Annotated in this window: 23 protein-coding genes; 12 read left to right on the top strand and 11 right to left on the bottom strand. The window is 68.4% G+C overall.

Features of this window, described 5'->3' with window-relative positions:
- Positions 1-90: 90 nt before the first annotated feature.
- A complete protein-coding gene (locus ACQW02_RS16015; protein ID WP_431280915.1) occupies positions 91-1,002 on the bottom strand; it encodes a cation diffusion facilitator family transporter in 912 nt (303 codons plus the stop codon).
- A gap of 349 nt (positions 1,003-1,351) precedes the next feature.
- Between ACQW02_RS16015 and ACQW02_RS16010 the strand changes: the two genes are divergently transcribed.
- Together ACQW02_RS16010 and ACQW02_RS16005 are read left to right on the top strand one after the other, a co-directional pair.
- Positions 1,352-2,275 carry a dihydrodipicolinate synthase family protein gene (locus ACQW02_RS16010; protein WP_431280914.1) on the top strand — a complete coding sequence of 308 codons (924 nt, stop codon included), beginning with the start codon at positions 1,352-1,354 and terminating at the stop codon, positions 2,273-2,275.
- Positions 2,276-2,358: 83 nt separating this feature from the next.
- A complete protein-coding gene (locus ACQW02_RS16005) occupies positions 2,359-3,033 on the top strand; it encodes a TetR/AcrR family transcriptional regulator (RefSeq protein ID WP_431280913.1) in 675 nt (224 codons plus the stop codon).
- Here ACQW02_RS16005 and ACQW02_RS16000 read toward each other — a convergent pair.
- The 3 genes from ACQW02_RS16000 to ACQW02_RS15990 are packed head-to-tail and all read right to left on the bottom strand — an operon-like array spanning position 3,030 to position 5,597.
- Entirely contained in the window at positions 3,030-4,127 is a 1,098-nt protein-coding gene (locus ACQW02_RS16000; RefSeq protein WP_431280912.1) for a Gfo/Idh/MocA family protein, read from the bottom strand. The genes ACQW02_RS16005 and ACQW02_RS16000 overlap by 4 nt on opposite strands.
- 13 nt (positions 4,128-4,140) lie before the next feature.
- Positions 4,141-5,130, bottom strand: a complete 990-nt coding sequence (locus tag ACQW02_RS15995; protein ID WP_431280911.1) for a Bug family tripartite tricarboxylate transporter substrate binding protein — start codon at positions 5,128-5,130, stop codon at positions 4,141-4,143.
- A 35-nt stretch (positions 5,131-5,165) separates the two neighbouring features.
- Positions 5,166-5,597, bottom strand: a complete 432-nt coding sequence (locus ACQW02_RS15990) for a hypothetical protein (RefSeq protein ID WP_431280910.1) — start codon at positions 5,595-5,597, stop codon at positions 5,166-5,168.
- Between the two features lie 106 nt (positions 5,598-5,703).
- Between ACQW02_RS15990 and ACQW02_RS15985 the strand changes: the two genes are divergently transcribed.
- Both ACQW02_RS15985 and ACQW02_RS15980 read left to right on the top strand, forming a co-directional pair.
- Complete coding sequence (locus ACQW02_RS15985) at positions 5,704-6,927, top strand: FAD binding domain-containing protein (protein ID WP_431280909.1); 1,224 nt, start codon at positions 5,704-5,706, stop codon at positions 6,925-6,927.
- A 29-nt stretch (positions 6,928-6,956) separates the two neighbouring features.
- Positions 6,957-7,991, top strand: a complete 1,035-nt coding sequence (locus tag ACQW02_RS15980) for a Gfo/Idh/MocA family protein (RefSeq protein ID WP_431280908.1) — start codon at positions 6,957-6,959, stop codon at positions 7,989-7,991.
- 138 nt (positions 7,992-8,129) lie between these two features.
- Here the strand turns inward: ACQW02_RS15980 and ACQW02_RS15975 are convergent, their stop codons facing one another.
- On the bottom strand, positions 8,130-8,888 hold the full coding sequence (locus ACQW02_RS15975) for an IclR family transcriptional regulator (RefSeq protein ID WP_431280907.1): 759 nt from the start codon (positions 8,886-8,888) through the stop codon (positions 8,130-8,132).
- A gap of 119 nt (positions 8,889-9,007) precedes the next feature.
- Between ACQW02_RS15975 and ACQW02_RS15970 the strand changes: the two genes are divergently transcribed.
- Genes ACQW02_RS15970 through ACQW02_RS15955 form a run of 4 tightly spaced genes read left to right on the top strand, consistent with a single transcriptional unit; the run spans position 9,008 to position 12,955 of the window.
- The gene (locus ACQW02_RS15970) at positions 9,008-10,000 is read left to right on the top strand and encodes a Bug family tripartite tricarboxylate transporter substrate binding protein (protein WP_431280906.1); all 993 of its coding nucleotides are present in this window, start codon (positions 9,008-9,010) and stop codon (positions 9,998-10,000) included.
- On the top strand, positions 9,997-10,872 hold the full coding sequence (locus tag ACQW02_RS15965) for an FAS1-like dehydratase domain-containing protein (RefSeq protein WP_431280905.1): 876 nt from the start codon (positions 9,997-9,999) through the stop codon (positions 10,870-10,872). Before ACQW02_RS15970 ends, ACQW02_RS15965 begins: the two co-directional genes overlap by 4 nt.
- Positions 10,869-12,083: a CaiB/BaiF CoA transferase family protein gene (locus ACQW02_RS15960; protein WP_431280904.1), complete on the top strand. Its 1,215-nt coding sequence runs from the start codon at positions 10,869-10,871 to the stop codon at positions 12,081-12,083. Before ACQW02_RS15965 ends, ACQW02_RS15960 begins: the two co-directional genes overlap by 4 nt.
- Complete coding sequence (locus ACQW02_RS15955; RefSeq protein ID WP_431280903.1) at positions 12,080-12,955, top strand: HpcH/HpaI aldolase/citrate lyase family protein; 876 nt, start codon at positions 12,080-12,082, stop codon at positions 12,953-12,955. The genes ACQW02_RS15960 and ACQW02_RS15955 overlap by 4 nt, the downstream gene beginning before the upstream one ends.
- A 3-nt stretch (positions 12,956-12,958) precedes the next feature.
- On the opposite strand, the gene ACQW02_RS15950 is transcribed toward ACQW02_RS15955, so the two are convergent.
- The 5 genes from ACQW02_RS15950 to ACQW02_RS15930 all read right to left on the bottom strand — a co-directional run bounded on the left by ACQW02_RS15950 (position 12,959) and on the right by ACQW02_RS15930 (position 19,619).
- Positions 12,959-14,290 carry an LLM class flavin-dependent oxidoreductase gene (locus ACQW02_RS15950; RefSeq protein ID WP_431280902.1) on the bottom strand — a complete coding sequence of 444 codons (1,332 nt, stop codon included), beginning with the start codon at positions 14,288-14,290 and terminating at the stop codon, positions 12,959-12,961.
- Positions 14,287-15,633: an LLM class flavin-dependent oxidoreductase gene (locus tag ACQW02_RS15945; protein ID WP_431280901.1), complete on the bottom strand. Its 1,347-nt coding sequence runs from the start codon at positions 15,631-15,633 to the stop codon at positions 14,287-14,289. The genes ACQW02_RS15950 and ACQW02_RS15945 overlap by 4 nt, the downstream gene beginning before the upstream one ends.
- Positions 15,633-16,709: an ABC transporter substrate-binding protein gene (locus tag ACQW02_RS15940; protein ID WP_431280900.1), complete on the bottom strand. Its 1,077-nt coding sequence runs from the start codon at positions 16,707-16,709 to the stop codon at positions 15,633-15,635. Before ACQW02_RS15940 ends, ACQW02_RS15945 begins: the two co-directional genes overlap by 1 nt.
- 127 nt (positions 16,710-16,836) lie before the next feature.
- Complete coding sequence (locus tag ACQW02_RS15935) at positions 16,837-18,537, bottom strand: ABC transporter permease (protein WP_431280899.1); 1,701 nt, start codon at positions 18,535-18,537, stop codon at positions 16,837-16,839.
- Positions 18,534-19,619, bottom strand: coding sequence for an ABC transporter ATP-binding protein (locus ACQW02_RS15930; RefSeq protein WP_431280898.1), 1,086 nt, complete (start codon positions 19,617-19,619; stop codon positions 18,534-18,536). The genes ACQW02_RS15935 and ACQW02_RS15930 overlap by 4 nt, the downstream gene beginning before the upstream one ends.
- Positions 19,620-19,816: 197 nt before the next feature.
- On the opposite strand from ACQW02_RS15930, the gene ACQW02_RS15925 reads away from it, so the two are divergent.
- The 4 genes from ACQW02_RS15925 (at position 19,817) to ACQW02_RS15910 (ending at position 24,165) form a co-directional block, all read left to right on the top strand.
- Complete coding sequence (locus ACQW02_RS15925; protein ID WP_431280897.1) at positions 19,817-20,737, top strand: LysR family transcriptional regulator; 921 nt, start codon at positions 19,817-19,819, stop codon at positions 20,735-20,737.
- Positions 20,738-20,953: 216 nt separating this feature from the next.
- Positions 20,954-21,922: a LysR family transcriptional regulator gene (locus ACQW02_RS15920; protein WP_431280896.1), complete on the top strand. Its 969-nt coding sequence runs from the start codon at positions 20,954-20,956 to the stop codon at positions 21,920-21,922.
- 66 nt (positions 21,923-21,988) lie between these two features.
- Positions 21,989-23,152, top strand: a complete 1,164-nt coding sequence (locus ACQW02_RS15915) for an FAD-dependent monooxygenase (RefSeq protein WP_431280895.1) — start codon at positions 21,989-21,991, stop codon at positions 23,150-23,152.
- A gap of 17 nt (positions 23,153-23,169) precedes the next feature.
- Entirely contained in the window at positions 23,170-24,165 is a 996-nt protein-coding gene (locus ACQW02_RS15910) for a Bug family tripartite tricarboxylate transporter substrate binding protein (protein ID WP_431280894.1), read from the top strand.
- A gap of 18 nt (positions 24,166-24,183) precedes the next feature.
- Here ACQW02_RS15910 and ACQW02_RS15905 read toward each other — a convergent pair whose 3' ends face one another.
- Positions 24,184-25,407, bottom strand: a complete 1,224-nt coding sequence (locus tag ACQW02_RS15905) for a serine hydrolase domain-containing protein (RefSeq protein ID WP_431280893.1) — start codon at positions 25,405-25,407, stop codon at positions 24,184-24,186.
- Positions 25,408-25,540 lie beyond the last annotated feature (133 nt).

Below are 25,540 nucleotides of genomic sequence, written 5' to 3'. Positions count from 1 at the left end.
TTCAGAGAGGGCTTTGCATCGATGCAGGAATTGGGCTCCGAACCGCTCTGCCGTCAACCTCGGTCCCGCGCCCGTCCCGACGGTGGTTGGCTAAAGCCAGCGCGCGTCCATGGTGAATTCGATGTTCAGCCAGTGGCTTGGCGGTGCGGCGCCCAACCCCTCAACGATCTCGGCGCGTATGGAATCGAAGAAGGTCAGTGAGCGCATCTCCATCTCCGGCCCGGCCAGGAAGGTCATGTCCACGAATTGGGCACGGCCGGTCTTGGTGACGTAGGTGCTGAAATCGGCGAAGCCGTGCCGGGCGGCGACATCCCCGGCGATCCGCTTCACCGCCTCGTCCATCTGTTGCGGCGCGACACCGAAAACCTCTTTCGCGGCACGCCAGCAGGCCATCAACGGCAGCGGGATGAGGACGCAGGTCAGCAGGGCCAGGATCGCCGGATCGAGGTAGGGCACGAGATGTTCGTAGGCCGTCCCGCGCAACAGCCCCACGCCGAGGAAGGCGCTTCCGAGGGCGAGGCTGAGGAGCCCACCGGCAAGCCACCCGCGCGCATCCATCGCCAGGAGGTCCGAACCCAACCTCCGGGCCTTGGCCCGCATGACGACGTAGAGCCCGAGGCTCACCGTGCCGGCCGCAAGCGCGTACCAGGCGCCGGGACCGAAGGAGACGGTCCTGCCGTTGCCGAGGAGGTCGTTCAGCGCGCCGAGGAAGGCGTAGCTGCACGAGGTGGCCAGCACGAGGCTGTTCAGCAGGACCAGCATGGGCTCCAGGTGCCAGAACCCGAACTGGAAGCGGCGCGTGCTGCCGCGCGCCAGCAATGCCGAGACGCCGAGGGCCAGCGCCGTCATCGCCGCGTCGATCAGGGAATAGACGCCATCGAAGAGGATGGAACTGGAATTGATCAACAGGCCGCAGGCAATGCCCGCCGCGCCGATCAGCACCGTGACGGCGACCGAGAAGGTCAGGACACGTTGTTCGTGGAGGAAATCATCATCCTGCAAGACGGCACCGGTCGGAAACGTGGAGAGCCTTCATAGGCTGATCGGGCCGCTGGAAGAAGGCCGGGTTCTATGAGGGGCGGTTTCAGGGGCCGACCCGCCGTGCCAGGCGGCCGTGGCCCTGATCCCCCCGCGTGACCCGTGTAGCGCGTAGGCCGCCAGCGGGCCCGTTGAGGCGTTGATCACGACACAGGCCGAACCCACGCACCAGGAGGGATTGCCCAGGCACGGCATCTCATCTTGCCACGACCCTCCGATGACCCTAATCACCGTCGATGAAGAATGATCAATCGATCACTTTTCATCCGGGGGACACGTCCTCCGAACACGCATGTTCTCGCCGGAGCCTCGCATGCCGCTCGATCACACAGCCCATGGTGTCTACCCCATCGCACCGACCCCCTTCACCGAGGCGGGCGCCATCGATCTGGCATCGATCGACAGCCTGATGGAATTCTACCGCGGCTGCGGTTGCACGGGTGTCACCGTCCTCGGCCTGCTGGGCGAGGCCACGAAGCTGGACGCGGAAGAGGCGTTGATCGTCGCGTCCCGCTACATCCAGCGTGCCGAGGGCCTGCCCGTCATTGTCGGCGTTTCGTCCCCGGGCTTCGCCGCGATGCGTTCGCTCGCCCGCGCCGTGATGGATCGGGGTGCTGCGGGCGTGATGATCGCCCCGCCCGCGTCACTGCGGACTGACGATCAGATCGTCGGCTACTACGCCCAGGCCGCCGAGGCGATCGGGGCTGACGTGCCCTTTGTCATCCAGGACTATCCGCTGACCTTTTCGGTCGTCATGTCGCCCCGCGTCATCCGCCGCATCATCACCGACAACCCGTCCTGCGCCATGCTGAAGCACGAGGATTGGCCCGGGCTCGACAAGATCAGCACGCTGCGCGGCTGGGAGGCGGAGGGTATGCGCCGGGTGCCGATACTCTGCGGCAATGGTGGGCTATTCCTTGATTTCGAAGCAGAACGCGGCGCGGATGGGTCGATGACCGGCTATGCATTCCCCGACATGCTGGTGGATGTGGTGCGGATGGCCGCGGCCGGGCAGCGGGATGCGGCGCATGACCTGTTCGATGCGCATCTGCCGCTGCTGCGCTACGAGCAGCAGCCTGGCGCTGGGCTGGCCATCCGTAAATATGTGATGGCCCGGCGCGGCATGATCGCCTGCGATGCGCAACGCCGGCCGAGCGCACCGATGAGCGCCACGACCCGCCAGGAAGTGGACTACCTGCTGGCCCGCCTTGCCCGCCACGACCCCCGGGCGGCCTGACCGCGGCCGGCCCTATGTCGTAGGCCCGGGGCCATGCTAGGCAGTCTGTGCGATCGGAACAGCAGCCTGGAGCCTATGAGACAGTGGCGGAGCAACCGACCAAGGCGAAACCCGCCCCGGCTCGCCCCCGCCGCACCGATGGCGAGGCGCGCGAAAAGGCCATCGTGAAGGCCGCCATTGCCCTCTTCGCCGAGGTCGGCTTCGGCGCCACCACGCGCGACCTGGCGGATCGGCTGGGCATGACGCAACCGCTGCTCTATCGCTACTTCGCCAGCAAGGATGCGTTGATCGAGCGCGTCTATGAGGAAGTCTTCGTCGCCAACTGGAAGCCTGGCTGGGAAGGCATCATCGCCGACAGGTCGCGGCCATTGCGCGAAAGGCTGACGGAGTTCTATCTGGACTACACGCATACGGTGCTGACCTACGAATGGATCAGGCTGTTCATGTTTTCGGGCCTGAAGGGGCTTGGGCTGAACACGCGGATCCTGCGGCTGATCCGGCGACGCATTTTCGATCGCGTTGTCCAGGAAACCCGCCATGCGCACGGACTGCCGCCGGCCACCGACGTGGCGACCCGCAAACGCGATGTCGAACTCGTCTGGGGGCTGCACGCCGCCATCTTCTATATCGGCCTGCGCCGCTTCGTCTTTGGGTTGAAGATGCCGAAGGATCTGGATGCGGTGATCGCGGATAAGGTCGGCGCCTTCCTGGATGGCGCGCCGGCGGTGATGGCGCGCGAACAACCGCCTGAAGCCTAACCCTCCAACGGCAGGCGTACGGGGCGGCCAAGTTTCGCCGATAGGTCGAGGGCCTTGGTCAGCATCAGGTTGCGATGCGCGTCGGCGGCGGTCGCATGCGGGCTGGCCACACCCATCGAAACCCGGTCGAGCCAGCCCAACGTCTCCTCCCGCATCGGCCCCCATAATTCGCCGAAGGCCATATCGCCCGGAGGATAACTGCCGAGGAAATCCACCAGCCGCCGCCCGTCGGGGCTGTAGCCCTCGGCCTGTGGCGCATCGACCGCCAGCACCATGTCGCGATGCGTGTCGTCGATGGTCAGCACGCCCTCGGTGCCGACGATTCCGATCTCAAGGCTATAGACCGCAGCCGGCCAGGAGACCGGCAAGGCCCAGGACATGCTGACGTGGAACATCGTGCCGTCGTCGAAGGTGATCAGGCCGGCAGTCGCATCGATTCCGCCGCAGATCGGCCCCAGCACGCGATCGTTGGACCGGGCATAGGCCTCGACCGGCGTCTTGCCCTCCATCATCCACATGACGATGTCGAGCGCATGGGTGCCGGAGATGACCATTGGCGAGACCGCCGCCGCATCTGCCGCACGACGATAGACATCGAGCGCCACCAGGCGGTTCATCAGCGTGCGCGACGTGACCAGTGTCACATCCCCAAGCGCGCCGGCGGCGACCCGCGCCTTGGCGGTCAGCCAACGGCGACGGAAGCGCTGGGTATAGCCGACGACCGCATCCGCACCGCCGGCCCGCAGCGCCTCCAGCACCCGCGCGCTATCCGCCAATGTGGTCGCAAGCGGTTTCTCGATCATCATCGGCAGGCCACGCGCGGCGGCTTCCAGCACCGGGTCCACATGCAGGTGCTCGTCCGTCGCGATGATGACGGCGGTGACCTCCGGCCGGGCGATCAGGGCCCGGAAATCATCGGTGACGACATCGGCACCGATCTCCCGGCCGGTCGCCTGTGCCCTGTCGGGACGAATTTCGGCCAGGCCGATCCAGTCCACCATCGGGTGGCGGGCGGCGAGCGCTCCGCGGAAGCCCCCCACCCGGCCGCCACCGACAATGGCCAGGCCGATACGCTTGCGGTCGGGTCGGGGCACGCGAAACTCCTTCTTAGCCGGTCAGCTCGATGCCGGTTTCGGCGATGATGCGGCGCCAGGTCGTGATCTCCGAATTTTGCCATTCCAGCGCTTCGGCCGGGCTGGCGCTGGGGGTGGCGCGGATCATCTGCCGCTGGAAGGCTTCGCGCACAGCGTCCGAGGCCAGCGCGCGCTGGGTCGCGGCATGCAGCGCGGACATCACATCCGGCGGCATGCCTGCCGGGGCGTAAAGCGCTAGCCAGGACACGGTGCCGATGCCGGGATACCCCGCTTCGGCCATGGTCGGCAGATCCGGGTATTCCGGCATGCGCCCATCGGAGAAGACGGCGATACCGCGGATCTGCCCGGTCGCGAGCAAGGGCTGCAACACGGCGGCGTTCAGTGAGATCAACTGTGCATCGCCGCGGATCAAGGCCGTGTTGATCGGCCCGGCGCCTTGCGGCATCGGGATATGCGTGAATTCCACGCCTTCGCGCTTGGCCAGCAGTTCCATATCGAAATGCGCATAGGTGCCGGCCCCTGGCGTGACGTAGCGGACCTCACCCGGATGGGCGCGGGCGTAGTCGATCACTTCCCGCACCGTGCGTGGCGCAAAATTGTTCGCCGTGCTGACCGCCACGACGGCGGGCAGGTCAGCGAGGCGTGAGATCGGCACGATCTCGCGGAACACATCGACCGGCGCGCGGCCACGGTAAAGCAACGGCGTCAGCATGTTCGTCGTCGTGTTACCGAGGATCAACGTATAGCCATCGGGCCGCGACCGCGCGACGAGTTCGGAGGCGATCATGCCACCCGCCCCCGGCCGGTTCTCCACCACGAAGGGCTGGCCAAAGATCTGGCGGAACTGTTCGGCGATCAGGCGACCGATGATGTCCGTGGCGCCGCCTGGGCCATAGGGATTGATGAAGCGGACGGGTCGCGATGGATAGCGATCCTGTGCGATGGCAAGCCGGGGCGCCGCGAGCGCCAAGGGCAGCCCGGCCAGGCTGCGTCGATTGAACATTTTTCTTCCTCCCTCGGTCTCGGACCACGCGCCCTTCAGGCTGCGTGGCGATGCACATTCGGCGGCAGCGGCAATGGCGCATTGGCGCTGTCGAGAAACTCGACCGTCGTGAAGATGAGTTCCGTGTCGCCGATGTTGTCGAGGTCGTGGAACTTGAACTCACCGGCACCATAGCGCGAATGCATCGTGTCGCCAGCAAGGACAGGGATCTCGATCATGCGACCATCCTGCAGGTGCGACCGCGCAAGCCCGCTGGTGACGGCGGACCAGAAGTAGTCGAGCACGTGGCGATGGAACGGCAGGCGCCCGCCGGGTGGCACCTGCACGCGCCACACCCGCACACGGTCTGTTTCCGACAGCAGCGTCGTCCCGACGCATGGATTGGCCTGGTTGCGATTGAACTCGGCACGCACCTGGTCCGGCCAGGCGGCGTAGGCCGGACCTTCGGCCCGAAGCGTCTGCAACATGCGTTTTCATCCCTTTTCGCCGGGTCCGTAAACCCGCTGTTGTCAGATGATAAACATCGCCATAGAATGATCAATAGATAATTTTTAGATCCATGGAGGCAGACGAATGATCCGCAGCGATCGTGGCAGCGCCATCGTCATCGGCGGCTCCATGGGTGGTGTCTTCGCCGCACTTCTGCTGCGTCGTGCCGGTTGGCGCGTCGATGTGTTCGAACGGGCAGCGGACCTCGCCGGCCGGGGTGCTGGCATTGTCAGTCACGACGAACTGGCCTGTGCGCTGCGCCTGGCCGGTGTCGACCCCGACGACAGCCTGGGCGTGCATGTGACGCGCCGACGTGCCTTCGCGCTGGATGGATCGGTGGTCGGCGAACGGCACCACCCGCAGACCGTGACCTCATGGGACCGGCTGCACGGTTTGCTGCGGCAGGCGCTGCCCGACGAACATTACCACCCCGCGGCCGATTTGCGGCATGTCGAGCCCCTGGCCGATGGCGTCGCCGCGGTGTTCCAGGATGGGCGGCGCATGGAAGCCGACATCCTGGTCGGTGCGGATGGATTCCGCTCCACCGTGCGCGGGCAGTTCTGGCCGCAGGTCCAGCCCGAGTACGCGGGCTACGTCGGCTGGCGCGGCCTGGTGCCGGAGGCTGCCCTGATCGACGCCCTGGGCCCCGGCTTTGCCGATTGCTTCGGCTTCTATTTGGCCCCCAGGCAGCAGATCGTGGGCTATCCCGTGGCGGGCATCGGCAATGACCTTCGGCCAGGGCACCGGCGCTACAACTTCGTCTGGTACCGCCCCGCGCGCAGCGAGGATGAGCTGCCCGACTTGCTCACCGACGCCACCGGCCGGCTGCATGCGGTCTCCATCGCCCCGCCGCTGATCCGGCCGGAGGTGACGGCGCGGCTGCGCGCCGATGCGGAAACCGCCCTGTGCCCGCAGTTCCGCGCCGTGCTGCGCGCCACGCCGGAGCCGTTCTTCCAACCGATCTACGACATCGCGTCGGAACGCCTTGTCGCCGGCCGCGTCGCATTGATCGGCGACGCCGCCTTCGTCGCCCGCCCCCATGTCGGCGCCGGCGTCACCAAGGCCGCCGAGGATGCCGTGGCGCTGGTCCGCACCCTGACCGCGGCCAGCGACATCGCCTCGGGCCTTGCGGCCTATGAACGCGACCGCCTGGCAACCGGGCTGCGGGTGGTGAACTGGGGCCGGCGGCTCGGCACCTATCTGGCACCGGGCCATGTGCCGGCCGATTTCCGCGAACGCTTCGCCGGCGAACCGACCGCCGAGGCCTTCATGAGCGAAAGCGCCTCGCTCGCCTTTCTCGCGGCCTGACACAACGCATCACGGGGGAATACATGAGCATGCAACAGATCGGCATCGGGATCATCGGCGTGGGTTGGGTGGGCGGCGTGCGGGCCATGGCGCTGGCCGACCATCCGCAGGTGCGGGCGCTGCATGTCTGCGACATCCGGCGCGATCGCCTGGCGGAGGTCGCGGCGCTCAGCCGCGCCGCCAGTGCTGTCGAGGATTATCGTGACCTGCTGGCCAATCCGGCGATCGAGGCGGTCTTCATCTCCACCACGCCGGAGAGCACGCATTACCCGATCTGCCGTGACGCCCTGCTCGCCGGCAAGCATGTCCTGCTGGAGAAGCCGCTGGCGCAGACCACGGCCGAAGCGGATGAACTGATCGCGATCGCACGCAAGCGTGGGCTGAAGCTGACGGTCGGCTATTCGCAGCGCTTCAACCCGCGCTTCGCCTATGTTCGCAAGGCGATCCGGGAAGGACTTATCGGCGAGCCGGTGACCTGCCTGGTCAGCCGCAACGTGACGCGGGAGCTGGGCAGCAAGGTGACCGGCCGCACCCGCCTGTCGCCCGCCGCGATGGAGGCGACGCACGACTTGGATTTCATGATGTGGTGCCTGCAACCGCTGAAGCCGATCCGGGTCTATTCCCAGGCATCGGGCAAGTTCATGCGCCGCACGAGCGAGACGTTGGACCATCAATGGGTGCTGGTCACGATGGACGACGGCACCACGGTCAACGTCGGTGCGGGCTGGATCCTGCCGCTCGGCTATCCCAACTATTCGCACACCTGGATCGAGGTCATCGGCACCGAAGGATCCCTGACGGTCGACGACAGCCACAAGGAAGTCGCGCTGAACACGGTGGCGCATGGCATCCGCTACCCGATGTCGTCGATGCCTGGCGAAGCGGTGGACCACGTCTTCGCGGGATCGATGGCGAACGAGACGCTGCATTTCCTCGACGCCTGCGCCCGCGACCGCGAGGTGCTGGTGAAGCCCGAGGAGGCGCGGTTGATCATGGACATCTACGAGGCCGCGGATCTGTCAGATGAGCGCGGCGAGGCCGTGAGCCTGCCACGAAACAGCTAGGGCACGGCCTTGCACCAATGCCGGTTGCCCGGATCATCCCTGCGGCGCCCAGGGACGGCTTCCCCGTCTCGCCGCGGCCTGGGCGTCGGCAAGCGTTGCGCACCCCCCAAACGCGACCCGCGGGCCGGGGCATGCAGGTTAACTGCGTGCGACCTCGAGCAAGCCGCAGACCTCCCGCAGTCGCGCCACCAGCTCCTCCCGCCGCTCCGCCAGCGCCTCGCAGGTCGCGCCCAGGCCGATCGCCAGCGGCGGCTGGCCTGGCAGATGCGGCAGGGGCATGGCCAGCACGCTCTGCCCGGTCACCATGGACCCGTCGCTCTCGGTCCATCCCCGCGCCAGGCTGGCGCGCAGATCGGCCAGGAACGCGGCGGGAACCACGCGCCGGGCGGGGTCGGGTTCCTCGGCATTGGCGCGGCGCAGCAGGCGCTCCACCTCTTCCTCCGGCTTCAGCATCAGCAGCGCCTTGCCGACCGCCGCGCGGGTGATGGGGCGCAGCATCCCGGCGCGCATCTTCTCCTGTTCGGTCACGCCGGGGCGGCGCAGGGTCAGGATGTATTGCACCGCGGCCTGGCGTTGCAGGCCGATCAGCACCGTCATGCCGGTGCGGGCGCGCAGATCATTCATCAGCCGCAACAGGCTGCTCTCGCCCAGCAATTGGTCCTGCAGCCAGCCGCCCAGCAGCATGACGCGCAGGGTGGGGCGATAGCGGCGGTCGATCGGGTCCTGTTCCAGGTAGCCGAGGCGCGCCAGCCCGGCGAGGAGGACGGAGGTGCTGGACAGCGGTGCGCCCAGGTGGCGCGCCATCTCCGCGACACCTGCCGGGCGATGGGTCTCGGCGAAGAATTCCAGCGCCGCGATGGTGCGCTGGGCGGATTTGACCGCGATGCCCTCCGCCATCTCGCCCTCCGACGACTTCACATATGTGAAGGGACAACGATCCGCCTGCCGTGGCAAGCATGCGGCAAGCGCGCCGGGCAGGAACCAGGCGCGGACCATGTTCGGAGGAGGTCCCCCCAATGAAATCCTTGCCATTTGGCCGCCGCACCGTCCTGGGCGCCGGCGTCGCGACGCTCGGCCTTGCCGCGCCCGGCATCGCCCGCGCCGAGTTTCCGGACCGCGCCATCCGCCTCGTCGTGCCCTATGGCGGCGGCGGGCAGACGGATGTGGTGTCCCGCATCATCGCGGGGGCCATGGCCCAGCGGCTGGGGCAGGGGATGCTGGTCGACAATCGGCCCGGCGCCGCCGGGAATTTCGCCGCCGAGATCACCGCCCGTGCGGCCCCCGATGGCTATACCATCATGGTCGGTTCCACCGGCGGGCTGGGGGGTGTGAATGCGGCGCTCTACCGCAACCTCAGCTACGACTGGCAGAAGGATTTTTCCACCATCGGGCTGTTCTGCACCACGCCAAACGTGGTGCTGATCAACACGGATACGATCCCGGTCCGCACCCTGGCCGAGTTCATCGACTTCGTCCGCGCCCGGCCCAATGCGCTGAACTTCGCCTCCTCCGGCATCGGCGCGACGACACACCTGTCGATGGAACTGCTGCTGGAGAAAGCCAATATCCAGATGGTGCACGTGCCCTATCGCCAGAGCACCCAGGGCATGACCGACCTGCTGGCCGGTCGCGTACAGGCGCGCACCCTGGGCCTGCCGGAGGCCGAGCCGGTGAAGGACGACCCGCGTATCCGCGCCCTGGCCGTGACCAGCGTCGAACGCAACCCGAACTGGCCCAATGTGCCGACCGTGGCGGAAACCCTGCCAGGCTATGTCGGCGTCAATGAATTCGCGCTGGCGGCCCCCGCCGCCACGCCGCCCGCGATCATCGCCCGGTTGAACAAGGCACTGAACGAATCCCTCGAAAGTCAGGCGGTCAAGGACGGCTTTGCCCGCGTCGGCGCCGAGGCCGCCGCGCCCAATACCCCGGAAAGTGCCGCCGCCTTCCTCCGGCAGCGTGGCGAGGTCTGGGTCACCTTGATCCGCCGCCTGGGGCTGTCGGCGGAATGAGCACCGCCGAGGACATCGCCGCCGCCATGCCGGAACTCTCCGGCTGGATCGGCCGTTCGCGCCTGGTGCCGGAGGAGATTTCCCTCGGTGCCGTGCGCCGGATCGCCGCGACCTTCGACCTCGATCCGGATGGGTTCATGCCGGGCGATGTGCTGCCGCCGCATTGGTACGGGCTGTTCTTCGCCGACATGCCGCGGCAATCGGTGATCGGGGTCGATGGGCATCCGAAGAAAGGCGCCTTCCTGCCGCCGATCCCGCTGCCGCGCCGGATGGGCGCCGGGCGGCGCGTGCAGATCATGGGGGGGCTGCGCGTCGGCGACGCCGCGGTGAAGAAGGTGGAGGTCGCGGCCATCACCCCCAAATCCGGCCGCACCGGGCAGATCGTGGTGCTGACCATGCGCCACACGATCCTGGTCGGCGACAACATCATCGCGGTGGATGATTTCGACGCGATCTATCGCGAAGGCGTGGCGCCGGGCGGCGTCGGCCCGGTGACGCAGCCGGTGAAGGCGCCGACCGATGGCGTCTGGGCGGAGGAGGTCTTCCTCGATCCCGTGCTGGTCTTCCGCTACGGCGCCATCACCTGGAACGCGCATCGCATCCACTACGACGCCGATTATGCGCGTGGGCAGGAGGGCTATCCGGCCGTGGTGCAGAATGGCGGGCTGACCATGCACCTGCTGCTGGATGCCGCGCTGAAGCGCGCGCCGGGGGCGCTGCGGCACTATACGGCGCGGCTCGCGCGTCCGCTGTTCGTCGGCGATACGGTCACCTTCCATGGGGCCGCGCCCGAGGGGGGGATGATGCGCGCCTGGGCCGCCGACAAGGACGGGCTGCTGGCGGCCGAGATGACCCTGGACTACGGCGCATGAGCGGCGGCCCGCTGGCGGGGGTGCGCGTCATCGACTTGACCTCCATCGTCGTGGGGCCGATCTGCACGCGGACGCTGGCTGATCAGGGGGCGGATGTCATCAAGGTGGAATCGCCCGGCGGCGACCTGCTGCGCTTCATGGCGCAGGGCAGCCGCACGCCCGGCATGTCGGGCAAGTTCATCAACTTCAACCGCAACAAGCGCTCCATCTGCCTGGACCTGAAGCACCCCGATGGCATGGTGGCGATGCGGCGCCTGCTCGCGACCGCCGATGTCTTCGTCAGCAACGTCCGCCCCGTGGCGCTGGAACGGCTGGGGCTGGACCATGCGACCCTGACGGCGGCCAACCCCCGGCTGATCCATTGCGGCATCCTCGCCTTCGGCAGCGACGGACGCTATGCGAACCGCCCCGCCTATGACCCGGTGATCCAGAGCCTGTCGGGTGTCGCAGCCACCTTCGACCGCGCGGTGGGCGAGCCGCGTTTCGTGCCGATGGTGATGACCGACCACATCACCGGGCTGATCGCCGCCCAGAGCATCGGCTTCGCCCTGTTCCGCCGCACCAGCACCGGCAAGGGCGAGGCGATAGAGGTGCCGATGTTCGAGAACATGGCGAGTTTCGTGATGAGCGAGCACATGGGCGCCGCGACCTTCGAGCCCCCGGTGGGGCCGACCGGCGACAATCGCCTGCTGAGCCCGGACTATCGGCCGCTGGCGACCAAGGATGGCTACATCACCGTGGGGCCGAATACCGACGCCCAGGCCTTCGCCTTCTTCGAGGCGATCGGCCAGCCTGAACTACGCGACGATCCGCGTTTTTGCTCCGCCGCCATGCGCACCGCCAATGCGCGCGAATATTTCACCATCCGTGCCGAGGGGCTGGCCAAGCGCACGACCGATGAATGGCTGGAGATCCTGGGCCAACGCGACGTGCCCGCCGCCCGCTACAATTCGCTGGAGGACCTGATGGTCGACCCGCATCTGCAGGATGCCGGCTTCTTCACCTTGGAGGAGCATCCCTCCGAGGGGCTGCTGCGCCGCACCCGCACGCCGAACCGCTTCAGTGGCGGCATGCGGCAGGATGCGCTGCATGCTCCGCGCCTGGGCGAACATACGCGGGAGGTGCTGCGCGGCGCGGGCTATGGAGAGGCGGATCTGGATCGGCTGGTCGCCGCCGGCGCCATCGTCGAACCCGAGAAGGTCTTCGCATGACCCCCGCCTGGCGCTCACTGCTGTTCGTGCCCGTCACCGCCGAACGTTTTCTCGCCAAGGCGCATACCCGCGGCGCCGATGGCATCATCCTGGACCTGGAAGACGCCATCCTGCCCGAGCACAAGGCCGCGGCGCGCGCCGCCGTCGCCGCCGCCGTGCCGCGCGTGGCCCAGGGTGGGGCCGATGTGGTCGTGCGGATCAACCGGCCGCTGGACCTCGCCATCGCCGACATCGCCGCCGCCGTGATGCCGGGAGTCGCGGCGCTGATGCTGCCGAAGGTGATGGGTGCGGATCACATCCGCCTGCTGTCCGAACTGGTGGCGGCGCGCGAGGCGGCCCTGGGCATGACGGAGGGACACACCCGCTTCATCGCCCTGGTGGAAACGCCGGCCGCGCTGCCGCATCTCTTCGCCATCGCCGCCGCCGATCCGCGCATGGCGGCGATGTCCGTCGGCGGCGAGGACATGGCGACGGAGCTTGGCGCCATTCCCTCGGCCGATTCCATGTATCCCTTCGCCATGATGGGCCTGGCCGCGTCGCGTGCGGCGGGTATCCTGCCGATGGGATCGATGGGCAAGTTCGCCGAGTTGAACGACCTCGACGCCTATCGCGCCGGGCTGCGGCGCGCGCGGGGCTTGGGTTTCGGCACGACCTCCTGCATCCATCCCGCGCATGTGCCGATCATCAACGAGGAATACGGCGCCTCGGTGGAGGAGTTGGGCCGGGCGCGGCGGCTGCTGGCGGCCTTCGACGCCGCGGCGGCCAAGGGGCTGGGGGCCGTCGCCTTCGAGGGCAGCATGATCGACCTGCCCATCGTGATCCGTGCGCGGCGGCTGCTGGAGCGGGCGAAGGCCTGGGAGGGAAAAGCTTAGCCGCTACAACGGCGGCAGGCCCAGGTTTTCGCGCAGGGTGGTGCCCTCATACGCGGTCCGGAAAATGCCGCGGCGCTGCAGTTCCGGGACAACGAGCCGCACGAAATTGTCGAGCGGCGTCGGGAAATAGGGCTGCAGCAGCATGAAGCCGTCCACGGCATCCGCGCGCAGCCATTCCTCCATCAATTCGGCCATCGCCTTTGGCGTGCCGACGAAGACCAGGTGGCCGTTGGCGGTGGCGAAGCGGCGGGCGAGCTGTCGGATGGACAGGTTCTCGCGCTCCGCCATCTCCAGCAGCATCGCCTGGCGGCCATGGGCGGAATTGCTCTGCGGCAGGGGTGGCAGGGGTCCGTCCAGCGGATAGGCGCGCAGGTCCACGCCGCCGGTCAGGCGCGAGAGCGTAGGCAGGATGATGCGGTCCACCATCATGGACATCAGGCGTTCCTGCATCGCCCGCGCGTCGGATTCCGTCTCCGCGACCAGGAAGTTCAGCCCGGGCAGCACCTTCAGCGCATCCGGGTGCCGGCCATGGGCGACGACCCGGGCGCGCATGTCGTCGCGGAAGGCACGGGCCTCCGCCACATCGGTCTGCGCGGTGAAGGTCAGGTCCGCTGTGCGGGCCGCGAGGTTGCGCCCGGGTTCCGACGACCCCGCCTGCGCCACAATCGGCCGGCCCTGCGGCGACCGCGCCACGTTCAGCGGGCCACGCACCTTGAAGAACGGGCCTTCGTGCCGCAGCACATGCAGCCCCGCGGGGTCGAAGTAGCGCCCGCTGTCCTTGTCGCGGATGATCGCGCCCTCGTCCCAACTGTTCCAAAGGCCGGTGACCACGTCGTAGAACTCGGAGGCACGTTCGTAGCGCACCGCATGATTGGCGTGCTCGTCCTGGCCGAAGTTGAAGGCCTCCTGCTCGAACTGCGAGGTGACGAGGTTCCAGCCCGCGCGGCCCTTGCTGATGGCGTCCACGGAGGCGAAACGGCGGGCGATGTGCCAGGGTTCGTTGTAGGTGGTGGTGGCGGTGGCCACCAGGCCGATGTGCTTGGTCACGACCGCCAGCGCCGCCAGCAAGGTCAGCGGTTCGATCCGCACGACGCGGGCGGCGCCGGTCTGCACCTCCAGGTCGTCCTTCGTGTCCACGGCGGCGGCGGCCACGGCGGCGGTGTCCTGGAAGAAGATCATGTCGAGCAGGCCGCGTTCGGCCATGCGCGCCATGTCGGCGTAATCCTCGAACTCCATGTCGGCGGGGCGTGCGTCGGGCATGCGCCAGCCGGCGTAATGCGATCCGGGCGGGGTGAAGAAGGCACCCAGCTTCAACTGGCGCGGCGGCGTTGTCATGGCGCGGCGTAGCGGTTGGCGGGGACGGAAATGCCCAGGTTCTCGCGCAGGGTCGCGCCCTCATACGCTGTGCGGAAGATGCCGCGGCGCTGGAGTTCGGGGATGACCTGTTCGGTGAATTCCACGAAGGGCACGGGATAGTGGTTGCAGATCACGTTGAAGCCGTCGCAAGCGTCGGCTTCCAGCCAGGACTGCATCTCATCCGCGATGTAGCTGGGCGTGCCGACGAGAACGCGGTGCCCGGCGGCCGATGCCATGTGGCGCGCGATCTGGCGCAAGGTCATGTTCTCTTTCTTCGCAAGGTCGATGGCGAGCTGTTGGCGGCTCTTGCCGGAATTGGTCGGCGGCAGCGGGGGCAGCGGGCCGTCGAGCGGAAAGTCGCGCAGGTCCAACCCGCCCGACAGGCGTGCCAACGAGGACAGCGCCACATCATCCGGCATCAGTTCCTGCAACTGTTCATGCTTGGCGCGTGCTTCGGCCATGGTGCGGCCAACGATGGGGGTCAGGCCAGGCAGGATCAGCAGGTCGCCAGGCTGGCGGCCATGTGCCGCCAGGCGGCCGTTGAGTTCGATGTAGAAGGCGCGTGCCTCCTCGATCTCCAACTGCGCGGTGAACACCAGGTCGGCGCTGCGGGCAGCGAGGTTCATGCCGGGACCGGAGGATCCGGCCTGCGCCACCACCGGGCGGCCCTGCGGTGTGCGCGGCAGGTTCAGCGGGCCGCGCACATCGAAATGCGCGCCCTTGTGTTCCAGGAAATGCATCTTGTCGAAGTCGAAATACATTCCCTCCGCCTTGTCGTAGAGGAAGGCGTCCTTCTCCCAACTGTCCCAGAGTCCCGCGACGACGTCGTAGAATTCCTCGGCACGCGCATAGCGCACGGCGTGGTCGGGGTGGTGCTTCAGGCCGAAGTTCGCGGCCTCATCCTCGAACTGCGAGGTGACGAGGTTCCAGCCGGCGCGGCCATTGCTCATGTGGTCCAAGGTCGCGAAGCGCCGGGCCAGGTTGTAGGGTTCGTTGTAGGTGGTGGTGGCCGTGGCGATCAGGCCGATGTTCTTGGTGATGGAGGCCAGGCCCGCCAGGGCCATGACCGGTTCCAGCGCGACCATGCGCGCCAGGCGCGCGCGGCTGCGGTCCCCGGCATGCATCGCATCGGCCCCCGCCACCGCGGCGGTGTCGCGAAAGAAGATCGCGTCGTAGAGCCCGCGCTCCGCCACCTTGGCCAATTGCATATAGGCTGCGAAATTCGTGTTCGCGTCCGGCACCGCATCGGGATGCCGCCACCCGGCGAGGTGATTGCCCGGCATCGAGAAGAAGGCCCCGAGCCGGAGTTTGCGCCGCGCCATCAGCGTGTGCCGAAGATGGTTCGCCAGCTTGTCAGGTAGGCGTCGCGCTGCGCGGCCCAGCGATCCAGCGGCATCGTCCAGACGCCGGCGGAGGTGGGCAGGGTGAAGCCGGGTGCGGTCGGCGCATGCGCATCCGGGTTCGATCCATAGATGCCGGAGGAGGCGAGGATGTTGCTGCCATGCAGGCTCGTCATCCAGTTGAGGTAGAGCCGCGCCGCATTGGGATGCGGGGCGGTCGTGGTGATGCCCCCGGTGGTGGGGTAGGCGCTGACGCCCTCCTCCGGGAAAATCCCGCGCAGCGGCGCGCCCTGGTCCAACTGGCTGCGGATGGAGGCGGGGGCGGTGAAGGTCAGCGCCACCTCGCCACGCACCAAATCGGTCAGCAGCGGCGTCGAGCTTGGGTAGATCTTTGGCCGCTGGGCCGCGAGGCCGCGCAGATAGCCCTCACCGAATTTTTCGCGGAGGAAGGCATAGGCGTTGAACAGCGCGCCACCGCTGTCGATGCTCGGCAGGCCGAGGCGGCCGCGCCAGCGGGGATGCAGCAGGTCCTGCCAGTTCTTCGGGTGTTCGTCCGGTGTCACGACCTCTGTGTTGACGCAGAGGACGTAGGGGGTGCGGAAGATGGAATACCAGATGCCGTCGGCATCGCGCAGTTCCGGCGCCATGCGGTCGAACTGGGGCACCTTGTAGGGCTGGCGCAGCAGGCCGCGGTCGGCCCAATCCTTGGCCATCAGCACTTCGGTGGTGTCCACCCAATCGGCCGTCAGCCGGCCGGCGGCGAATTCGGCATTGGCGCGGGCGAAGATGCGGGGCGAGATCAGGTTGATGTAGTCGATGCGTATGCCCGTCTCGCGCTGGAAGGCATCGCCGGCGACCTGCCAGTTCCGGGTGGGCAGCGAACCATACATGGTCAGCACCCCCTCCGCCTTCGCCGCGGCCAGCAGGGTCGCATCGGCGATGGTTTCGCCACCGGCCACCAGCGCCTGGGCGCGGGCGACATGGGGGGCCATCAGCGCGGCGCCGGCACCGAGCGCGATCACGCCACGGCGGCCCGGCCGCCATTCTGTCTTCGTCATCGCTGCTGCCTTTCGGGTTGGGGTTAGAGCGTGACGGCCCTAGGCGCGAATGCGCCGCCGGGCTGAATCACGCGACAAAACAACAAGCTAGACCGCGATGCGTGAGCGAATGCGAACGCATCGCGGTCTAGAACGACGTCCGCATCCACCGGCGCCCGATCAGGGTCAGCACCAGCAGAAGCGCCGTATAGACAAGGCTGATGGAGGCCACGGTGCTCCATAGCCCCTGCTCGTAGGCTTCGTAGATCACGACAGACAGGACGCGCGTGTTGGTGGTGTAGAGCAGGAGGGAGGAGGTCAGTTCGCGCGTCGCCAGCACGAGCGTGAGAAAGGCCGACGATACCACCGCGCCGCGCATCAGCGGCAAGGTGATGCGCACGACGGCGCGGGCCCGCGTGGCGCCGGAGACCATCGCGGCTTCCTCCAGATCATCGTGGATCTGGCTGATGCTGGCACTGATGGCGCGGACACCCTGCGGCATCAGCCGGCCCGTGAAGGCGATGATCAGCACGAACAAGGTGCCATAGATCGGCAGCGGCACGGCGAGCCAGGTCCAGAGCGTGCCGATGCCCATGACCAGCGCCGGCAGGGCCAGCGGCACCATGGCCATGTATTCCAGCGTCTGCCGGCCAGGCAGGCGCGTGCGGGCGAAGACATAGGCCAGGATGAAGTACAGCGTGGTGCCGAGGATGGCGGTGGCGACGCCCGTGATCAGCGTGTTCGCCACGGCGTGGCGCACGTGTTCGTCCAGCAGCGTTGCCCGCAGCGTGTCCAGGCTGAAGGCGGCCGGGTTGAACAGGGCCGCCACGTCGCGGATGAACATGCCCTGCCGCAACGCGCCGATCGCCAGCGCCATCAGCGGCAGCCCCATCGCGATGAAGGCGTAGAGCAGCACCAGGGCCAGGGCCGGCCAGCGGAACCGCCCGAGCCGCATGAGCTGCGGCCGCATCCCCTTGCCGGTCACGGTGCGGTAGTCGCGGCCCTTCAGCAGCTTGCGTTGCCAATAGACCAGGACGGAGACGAGAGCCGTCAACAGGATGCCGACCGCCGCGGCCTGGTTCGGTTCGCCCGGCACGCGCGTCATCAGGTTGAAGATGCGGGTGGAGAGCGTCTCGATGCCGACGGGGCCGCCCAGGATGGCGGGGACGGGAAATTCCTCCGCCATGGCGACGAAGCTCAGCAGGATCGCGCCCAGCAGGGCGGGGCGCACCAGCGGGAAGGTGATCCGCCGCAGCATCCGCCCGTTGGACGCACCATGCACGCTGGCGGCCTGTTCCAGGTCCGGATGGATCAGCGACAGCGCGCCATAGAGCAGGATGTAGGAGTAAGGAACGTAGTAGAGTCCATGCACCAGCGTGATGCCGGCGAGCGAACGCATGTCGATCTGCCAGTCGAACCCCATGCCGCGCAGGATGATGTTGATATAGCCGCTGCGCCCCGACCCCAGCACCGCCCAGGTGACGGAGGCCACGACGAGCGAGACGAACAGCGGCATCAGCCCCACGAGATGCACGAGCGGCTTGCAGGGAATATCCGTCCGCGCGGCCAGCCAGGCGAGGCTGCAGCCGATGGCCACCGCGATCACCGTGCCGCCCGCGGCGATGACCAGCGTATTGCCGATGGCGATGCCCAGTTCCGGCACGAACAGGGCGCTGTAGTTGCCGAGCGTGAAGCGCCCCGCCGGCCCGCCGGAGAAGGGGACCTCCGTGGAGAAGGAGGCGATTGCCGTCATCGCCAGGGGGGAGAGCACCAGCACGGCGATGATCGCCAGCAGCACCCCCATGACCGACACCCGGCCGAGCCGCCCGAGAGCGAGGGAGCCGATCATGTCTGGGGCAGCAGCCGCAGCGCGCCTGGCGCGGGTTCGACCACCACGGTCGAGCCCTTGACCAGCCCCGGCACCACCTGGTCGGTCAGCGCCTCCCACACCTCCCCGCCCGTGCTGCGCACGCGGTAGAGCGTGGTGGCGCCGAGGAAACTAGCCAGCGTGATTTCGCCCAGGATCGCGTCGGGGCTTTCGTCGGCGGTGGCGCTGCGAAGGCCCAGTTGCTCCGGCCGGACGCAGAGGCTTGCCGGTGCGCCGCGTGGCGGCAGATCACCGCTGGCGTGCAGGCGACGGCCGGACGCGAGGGTCACCTCGGCCCCCCCATCCACCGCGCGCCATTCCGTGGCCGGAAAGATGTTGGAATAGCCCAGGAAGGCCGCGATGGCGGCGCTGCGCGGCGCGCGATACAGGTCCACCGGCCCGCCGGTCTGCCGCACGCTGCCGTGTTCCATCACCATGATGCTGTCGGCTAGCGCCAGCGCTTCCTGCTGGTCGTGCGTCACGTAGATGCCCGTGATGCCGAGTTCGGACTGCAATTCCCGCAGTTGGACGCGAAGCCGGTCGCGCAGCCGCGCATCCAGGTTGCTCAGTGGCTCGTCGAACAGCAGCACGGCGGGGCGCATCACAAGGCTGCGCGCCAGGGCCACGCGCTGCATCTGCCCGCCGCTGAGCGCGCTGGCGCCGCGCTTGGCGTAGTCGGCCAGGCCGACCTTCTCCAGCATCTCCATCGTCCGGTCGCGTAGTTCGGCCTTCGGCGTCTGCTGCATCTCGAGCGGGAAGGAGACGTTCTCAAAGACCGTCAGGTGCGGCCAGATGGCATAGGACTGGAACACCATGCCGATGCGGCGGCGATACACCGGCACGTCGATGCCGGCCTTGCGGTCGAAGACCGTGGTGCCGTGGATGCCGATCACACCCTCGTCCGGGCTTTCCAGCCCGGCGATGCAGCGCATGGTGGTGGTCTTGCCGCAGCCGGATGGGCCGAGCAGCACGAGCATGGAGCCGGCGGGCAGGCTGATATCCACGCCCGCCACCGCGGTGGCCGAACCGAAGCGTTTGATGAGCCCCGAGACTTCGATGCTCATCGACGCATCGGGTCGGGTGGTCCGGGCAGGGCTATGACGATCATCAGGGCGGCTCTCCTTCGGTGCCGCATTCCGGCTTCGCCTCCCAGCACATATCGCGATTGTTGGCAGGATCATTCGGCACGCCGGACAGGTTGCCAAATATAAAATTAGGCGGAAGCTATAAGGCCTACTTATGCACTTGCCTCTGGGGCGCCATGAACCTGCGTCAGCTTGAGATCATCCATGCCGTTCTTCGGACCGGTTCCGTGACGGATGCCGCACGGGCGCTGCGTATTTCGCAGCCCGCCGTCAGCATCGCGCTGCGCCAATACGAGGACCGGCTGGGAGCGCGCCTGTTCGAGCGCCGCAAGGGCCGCCTGGTGCCGACGGCCGAGGCACGGGAGCTGTTTCCCGATGTCGAGGACATCTTCGATCGCCTTGGCATCGTGCATCGCAAACTGCAGGACATCGTCTCCGGCCAGAGCGGATCGCTCTGCATCGTCAGCACCGCGGCCATCCTCAGCAGCGACCTGGCCGAGGCCATCGCGCGCTACCGGGAAAACTGGCCCGGCGTGCGCATCGAGATCCGCCGCATGACGACGACGCAGGTGATCGAACGCGTGGCGCGGGGCGATGCCGAACTCGGCCTGGCGCATCTGGAGGCGCGGGAGGAGGAGCTGGCGGCGGAGCGGCTGGCGGATATCCAGGTGGTCTGCGCCCTGCCGGCCGGCAACCCCCTGGCCGCCCGGCGGGTCGTGCATCTGCGCGACCTGGCCGTCCTGCCGCTGATCACCTACGGCCCCGACAGCAATATCGGCGTGCCGGTGCGGCGGGCCTTCGCGGCACTCGGCCTGACGATCCGGGATGAGGTCACGATCAATGACGCACCGACCGGGCTACAGTTGGTGCAGGTGGGCGTGGGCGTGGCGCTTGTGGGCCACCTGGCGTCGTGCGCTGTCGCCATGGCGGGGGTGGAGATCCGGCCCATCTGGCCCGCCATTCCGGTGCCGGTGCTGCTGCTGACGCGGCAGGATCGGCCAGTGTCGCGGAATGCGCAGCGGATGGTGGACCTGTTGCGCCGGATCCGCGCGCCATCGGCCGAACTGGCGGTGGAGGCGGCGGCGTCGCTGGGCTGAGCGACGCTTGCCCGACGGCATTCGCTCCGGGGCGCTGGACCACAGCGCCGGCACCGCCCGACCTGCGTGCCGGCCGACGCCCTTGTCGTGGCGTCGCGCTGGACTTGCGCCGTCGAACCGGCACGATTGGCCAGCAGACAGTCAGGATACGGCATGATCGAACGGCACAGCCGGACCGCGTTCCAACCCGCGCCCCACCGCGGTATCGTCTGATCCATGGATTTACGGGAACTGCGCAGCTTCATCCATGTCGCCAGGCTCGGCAGCGTCTCCGCCGCGGCGAAGGAACTGCACATCGCGCAGCCGGCACTCAGCCGCCAGATACGCAAGCTGGAGGAGGAACTGGGGGTCCCCCTGATGCATCGCCGCGCCCGCGGCGTGGAGCTGACGGCGGCCGGCGCCGTGGTGCTGCGCCGGGCGGAACTGCTGCTGCGCTCCGCCCGGCAGATCAAGGATGAGGTCGCGGAACTGGAGCGGTCGGTCGCAGGCCATGTCGTGATCGCCGTGCCGCCGACCACCGGCGCGCTGCTGATGCCGCGCTTCCTGCAGCGGATGCACCGGGACCACCCCAATATCTCGATCCATGCCATGGAGGGGGTGAACGCCACGCTGCTCGACTGGGTGACGACTGGCCGCGCCGATCTCGCGCTGATGCATGACCCGCCCGACCGGCACGTCCTGGCGCGCGAAACCTTGTTGCGGGAGGCGCTGTACCTGGTCGGCCCAGCCGGCACGCCGCCGCGTGCGGCGCCCTGCCGGGTGCGGGACCTGCAAGGGCTGCGGCTGATCCTGCCGGCGCATCCGCATGTGACGCGGCTGATGCTGGAACAGGCCGCCGCCGAGGCCGGCATCCGGCTCGACATCGTGCTGGAGGCGGATGGCGTCGCGCTGACCCGCAACCTGGTCGCCGCCGGCTTCGGCCATGGCGTCCTGACCATCGCCACGGTGCGCGAGGCGGTGGGCCGCGGTGAGGTGACGGCCACGCGGCTGCTGGCCCCTGGCCTCGACAACGCGCTCTGCCTGGTGCGGCTGCGGGAGGTTGCGCCCGCGCCAGCGCGTGGCGTGGCCGAGGACATCCTGCGTCAGGAGGTGGCGTCGCTCGCCGCCCAGGGGGCCTGGGATGAGATGGCTGCTGCCATGCCAGAGGGTGACCCACCCATGCCCCCGCGGCATGGGCGTCGATGACGAGACGGTATTGTTCAGCGGCGTCCTGGCTTTGTAGGTAGCCCCGACACGCGAAGGGGAACTGCCATGCAGAGCAGGGGTCACATCGGCATCATCGGCGCCGGGCTGGGCGGGTTGGCCGCCGCCACGCTGCTGCGGCGCGGCGGCTACCGTGTCACCGTCTTCGAGCAGGCGCCGGCTTTCGCGCGCGTCGGCGCCGGCATCCAGATGGGTGCCAATGCCATGAAGGCCCTGCGCGCCATCGGCCTGGACGCCGAGGTGCGCCGCATCGGCTTCCGCCCCGATAGCCTGCTGAACCGCGACCACGACACCGGCGCCATCACCAATGAATTGCCCGGCGGCGATGTGCTGGAGGCGCGCTACGGCGCACCGCATATGTGCCTGCATCGCGCCGACCTGCATGCGGCACTGGCGGCCGCGGTGCCGGCCGAGGATCTGCACCTCGGCCGCAAGCTGGCCGGCATCGACCAGGACGCCGCCGGTGTCACGCTGCGTTTCACCGACGGTGCGCGGGAGAAGGTGGATGCCGTGATCGCCGCCGATGGCGTGCATTCCGTGGTGCGGGAGCGGATGCTGGGCAAGGAGGCGCCGCGCTTCACCGGCCGCGTCGCCTACCGCACCGTCTTCCCCGCGGCGCTGCTCGGCCCGCAGCGCCTGAACAATTCCCGCACCAAGTGGTGGGGGCAGGACCGGCACCTGGTGATGTACTACATCACCGCCGCCCGGGATGAGGTGTATTTCGTCACCAGCCAGCCGGAGGATCCGTCCTGGATGACGCCGGAATCCTGGTCGGCGCGGGGCGATGTCGGGGCGCTGCGCGAGTCCTTCTCGAACTTCCACCCGGAGGTGCGCCATGTGCTGGCGGCCTGCCCGCAGGTGTGGAAATGGGCGCTGCTCGCACGCGACCCGTTGCCCCGCTGGGTGGAAGGCCGCGTGGCACTGCTGGGCGACGCCTGCCACCCGATGTCGCCCTATATGGCGCAGGGGGCCGCCATGGCGCTGGAGGATGCGGTGATCCTGGCCCGCTGCCTGGGTGAGGCCGGCATCGACGGTATCGAGGCCGCCTTCCGCCGCTATGAGGCGAACCGCAAGCCGCGCGCCACCGACATCCAGAGCCTCTCGGCCGAGAACACCTTCCTGCGCCGGCCAGGCGGCACCGACTGGGTCTATGGCTACGACGCGGCGACAGCGCCGCTGGACGAGCCGGGGACGCGGCGCCAGGTCGCCTGAACGGAGGAGGGAACACCATGACCAACAACGACACCACCGGGCTGACGCGGCGCCATCTGCTGGCTGGCGGCAGCCTGCTCGCCAGCGGCCTGGCGACACCGGCGCTGGCCCAGATGGGCGCGCTGCCGGACCGGCCGATCCGCATCGTCTGCCCGCATGGGCCGGGCGGTGCCTCCGACACCTGGGCACGCATCGTCGCCGAGCCGATGGCCGCGGCGCTGGGCCGGACCGTGGTGATCGAGAACAAGCCGGGCGCGAGCACCATGCTGGCGGCGGAGACGGTGGCGCGGGCGCGGCCGGATGGCACGACCTTGCTGATGGGCTCCGTCACCACCCTGTCGATCAACCCGAGCCTGTTCCCGAATATCCGCTACGATGCGGCGAAGGATTTCGCGCCGCTGTCGATCGTCGCCACCGCGCCGATGGCGCTTGCCGTGCCGAACAACCTGCCGGCCCGCAACGTGGCGGAGCTGGTGGCGCTGGCCAAGGCGCGGCCGGGCGCGCTGAACTATGGCTCGCCGGGTGCGGGCACCTCACCGCACCTGACGGGCGCGCTGTTTGCCAGCATGACCGGGATCGACGTGGTGCATGTGCCCTATCGCACCGCCGCGGAATCCGAACTGGCGTTGATGCAGGACGAGATCCACTTCGCTTTCAGCGGCGGCTACCTGCCGGGCATCCGCGCCGGCCGGGTTCGCGGCCTGGCTATGACCAGCCTGCGCCGGTCCTCGCTGGCGCCGGATCTGCCGACGGTGGCCGAGCAGGGCCTGCCGGAGTTCGAATCCTCGGTCTGGAACGGCCTGCTCGTGCCGGCCGGCACGCCGGAGGAGGCGGTGCGCGCCCTGGTCCAGGCCATCCGCACCGCCTGCCAGCGGCCGGAGGTGGCGCGCAGCTTCGCCGACATCGGCGCCGAGGTGGTCGGCTCCTCGCCGCAGGATTTCGCCGAAGCGATCACCGGCGAGCGCGTGAAATGGAGCCAGGTGATCCGCAACGCGGGGCTGCAGGGGAGCTGAGGGCGCGCCGCGCGGTGATCAGTCGATGACCGCCTGGTAACTCAGCACGCGCAATTCCCGGCGCAGCGGCAAGGCGGAGGATGGCATGAGCTGCGTCAGCAGGATCACCGCCATCTCCTCCGCCGGGTCGATCCAGAAGGCGGTGCTGGCGGCCCCCCCCCAGGCGCATTCGCCGGGCGTGCCCAGGATCTGCGCCCGTGCGGGATCGAGCGTCACCGAAAAGCCAAGGCCGAAGCCGATTCCCTCGGCGGTGGATTCCGACCACCTCGGCTGGCCCATCGCCGCCATGTCGCCGCGCAGATGGTTGGTCATCATCAATTCGACCGTCTTGCGGCCGAGGTAGCGCACCCCATCCAACGCGCCTTTGTTGAGCATCATGCGGCAGAACTGCCAGTAGTCGGCCGCGGTCGATACCAGGCCGCCGCCGCCCGAATGCACCGTGCGGGGGCGCAGGTAGCGGCTGTCCGCGGGGTCGTCGATCAGCGCCAGCCGGCCATCCGCGCCGCGCCCGTAATTGGCCGCGAGCCGTCCCGATTCGCCCGGCGGCACATGGAAGCCGGTATCGGCCATGCCCAGCGGGTCGATCAGCCGTTCCCGCAGGAAGGCGGCGAAGGGCTGGCCCGACAGCACCTCCACCAGATACCCCAGCACGTCGGTCGAGACGCTGTAGTTCCAGGCCGATCCCGGCTGGGCGACCAGCGGTTGGGCGGCGACGCGCTGCACAACCTCGCCCAGGCTCGTCTCCGCCGTCTGGAAATCGAGCCCGAGGTCCCGGTACTGCGCATCCACCGCGGTCGCCTGCATGAAGCCATAGGTCAGGCCGGAGGTATGCGTCAGCAGATCGCGGAAGGTGATGTCCCGCATGGCCGGCACGGTATCGATCTTACCCCGCGCGCCACCGGTGCAGACGCGCTGGTTGGCGAAGAAGGGCAGGAAGCGCGTGATCGGATCGTCGAGTTGGAAGAGGCCTTCCTCATACAGCATCATGATGGCCACGCTCGTCAGCGGCTTGGTCATCGAATAGATGCGGTGGATCGTCCGCGGGGTCATCGCCGTGCCCCGCGCCAGGTCGGCGAGGCCGCTGCTGCCCAGGTGCACCACCTGGCCGCGCCGTGCGACCAGGGTGGTGAGCCCGGCCAATTTTCCGTCGTCGACCAGGCGCTGCCGCCAGGTGTCGATGCGTGCCAGCCGCGTGCCGGACAGCCCGACCGATTCAGGTGCTGCCGTCGAAATGCCGTCCATGATGTGCTCCCGTCCGTGATCGAGGCTGCGAACCCGGATCAAGGGACAAGGCAGCGGGCTGGGCAAGCCCCGGGTGCCCAAACTGTCGATATCGGCGGATACAATGCCGGGCCCGGCACGATTCCACCCAAGG

This window comes from Humitalea sp. 24SJ18S-53 (assembly GCF_050632385.1).
Classification (GTDB): Bacteria; Pseudomonadota; Alphaproteobacteria; order Acetobacterales; family Acetobacteraceae; genus Humitalea.
Note: the sequence above shows the minus strand (reverse complement) of the source record. Positions and strands in the feature narration are given on the sequence as shown.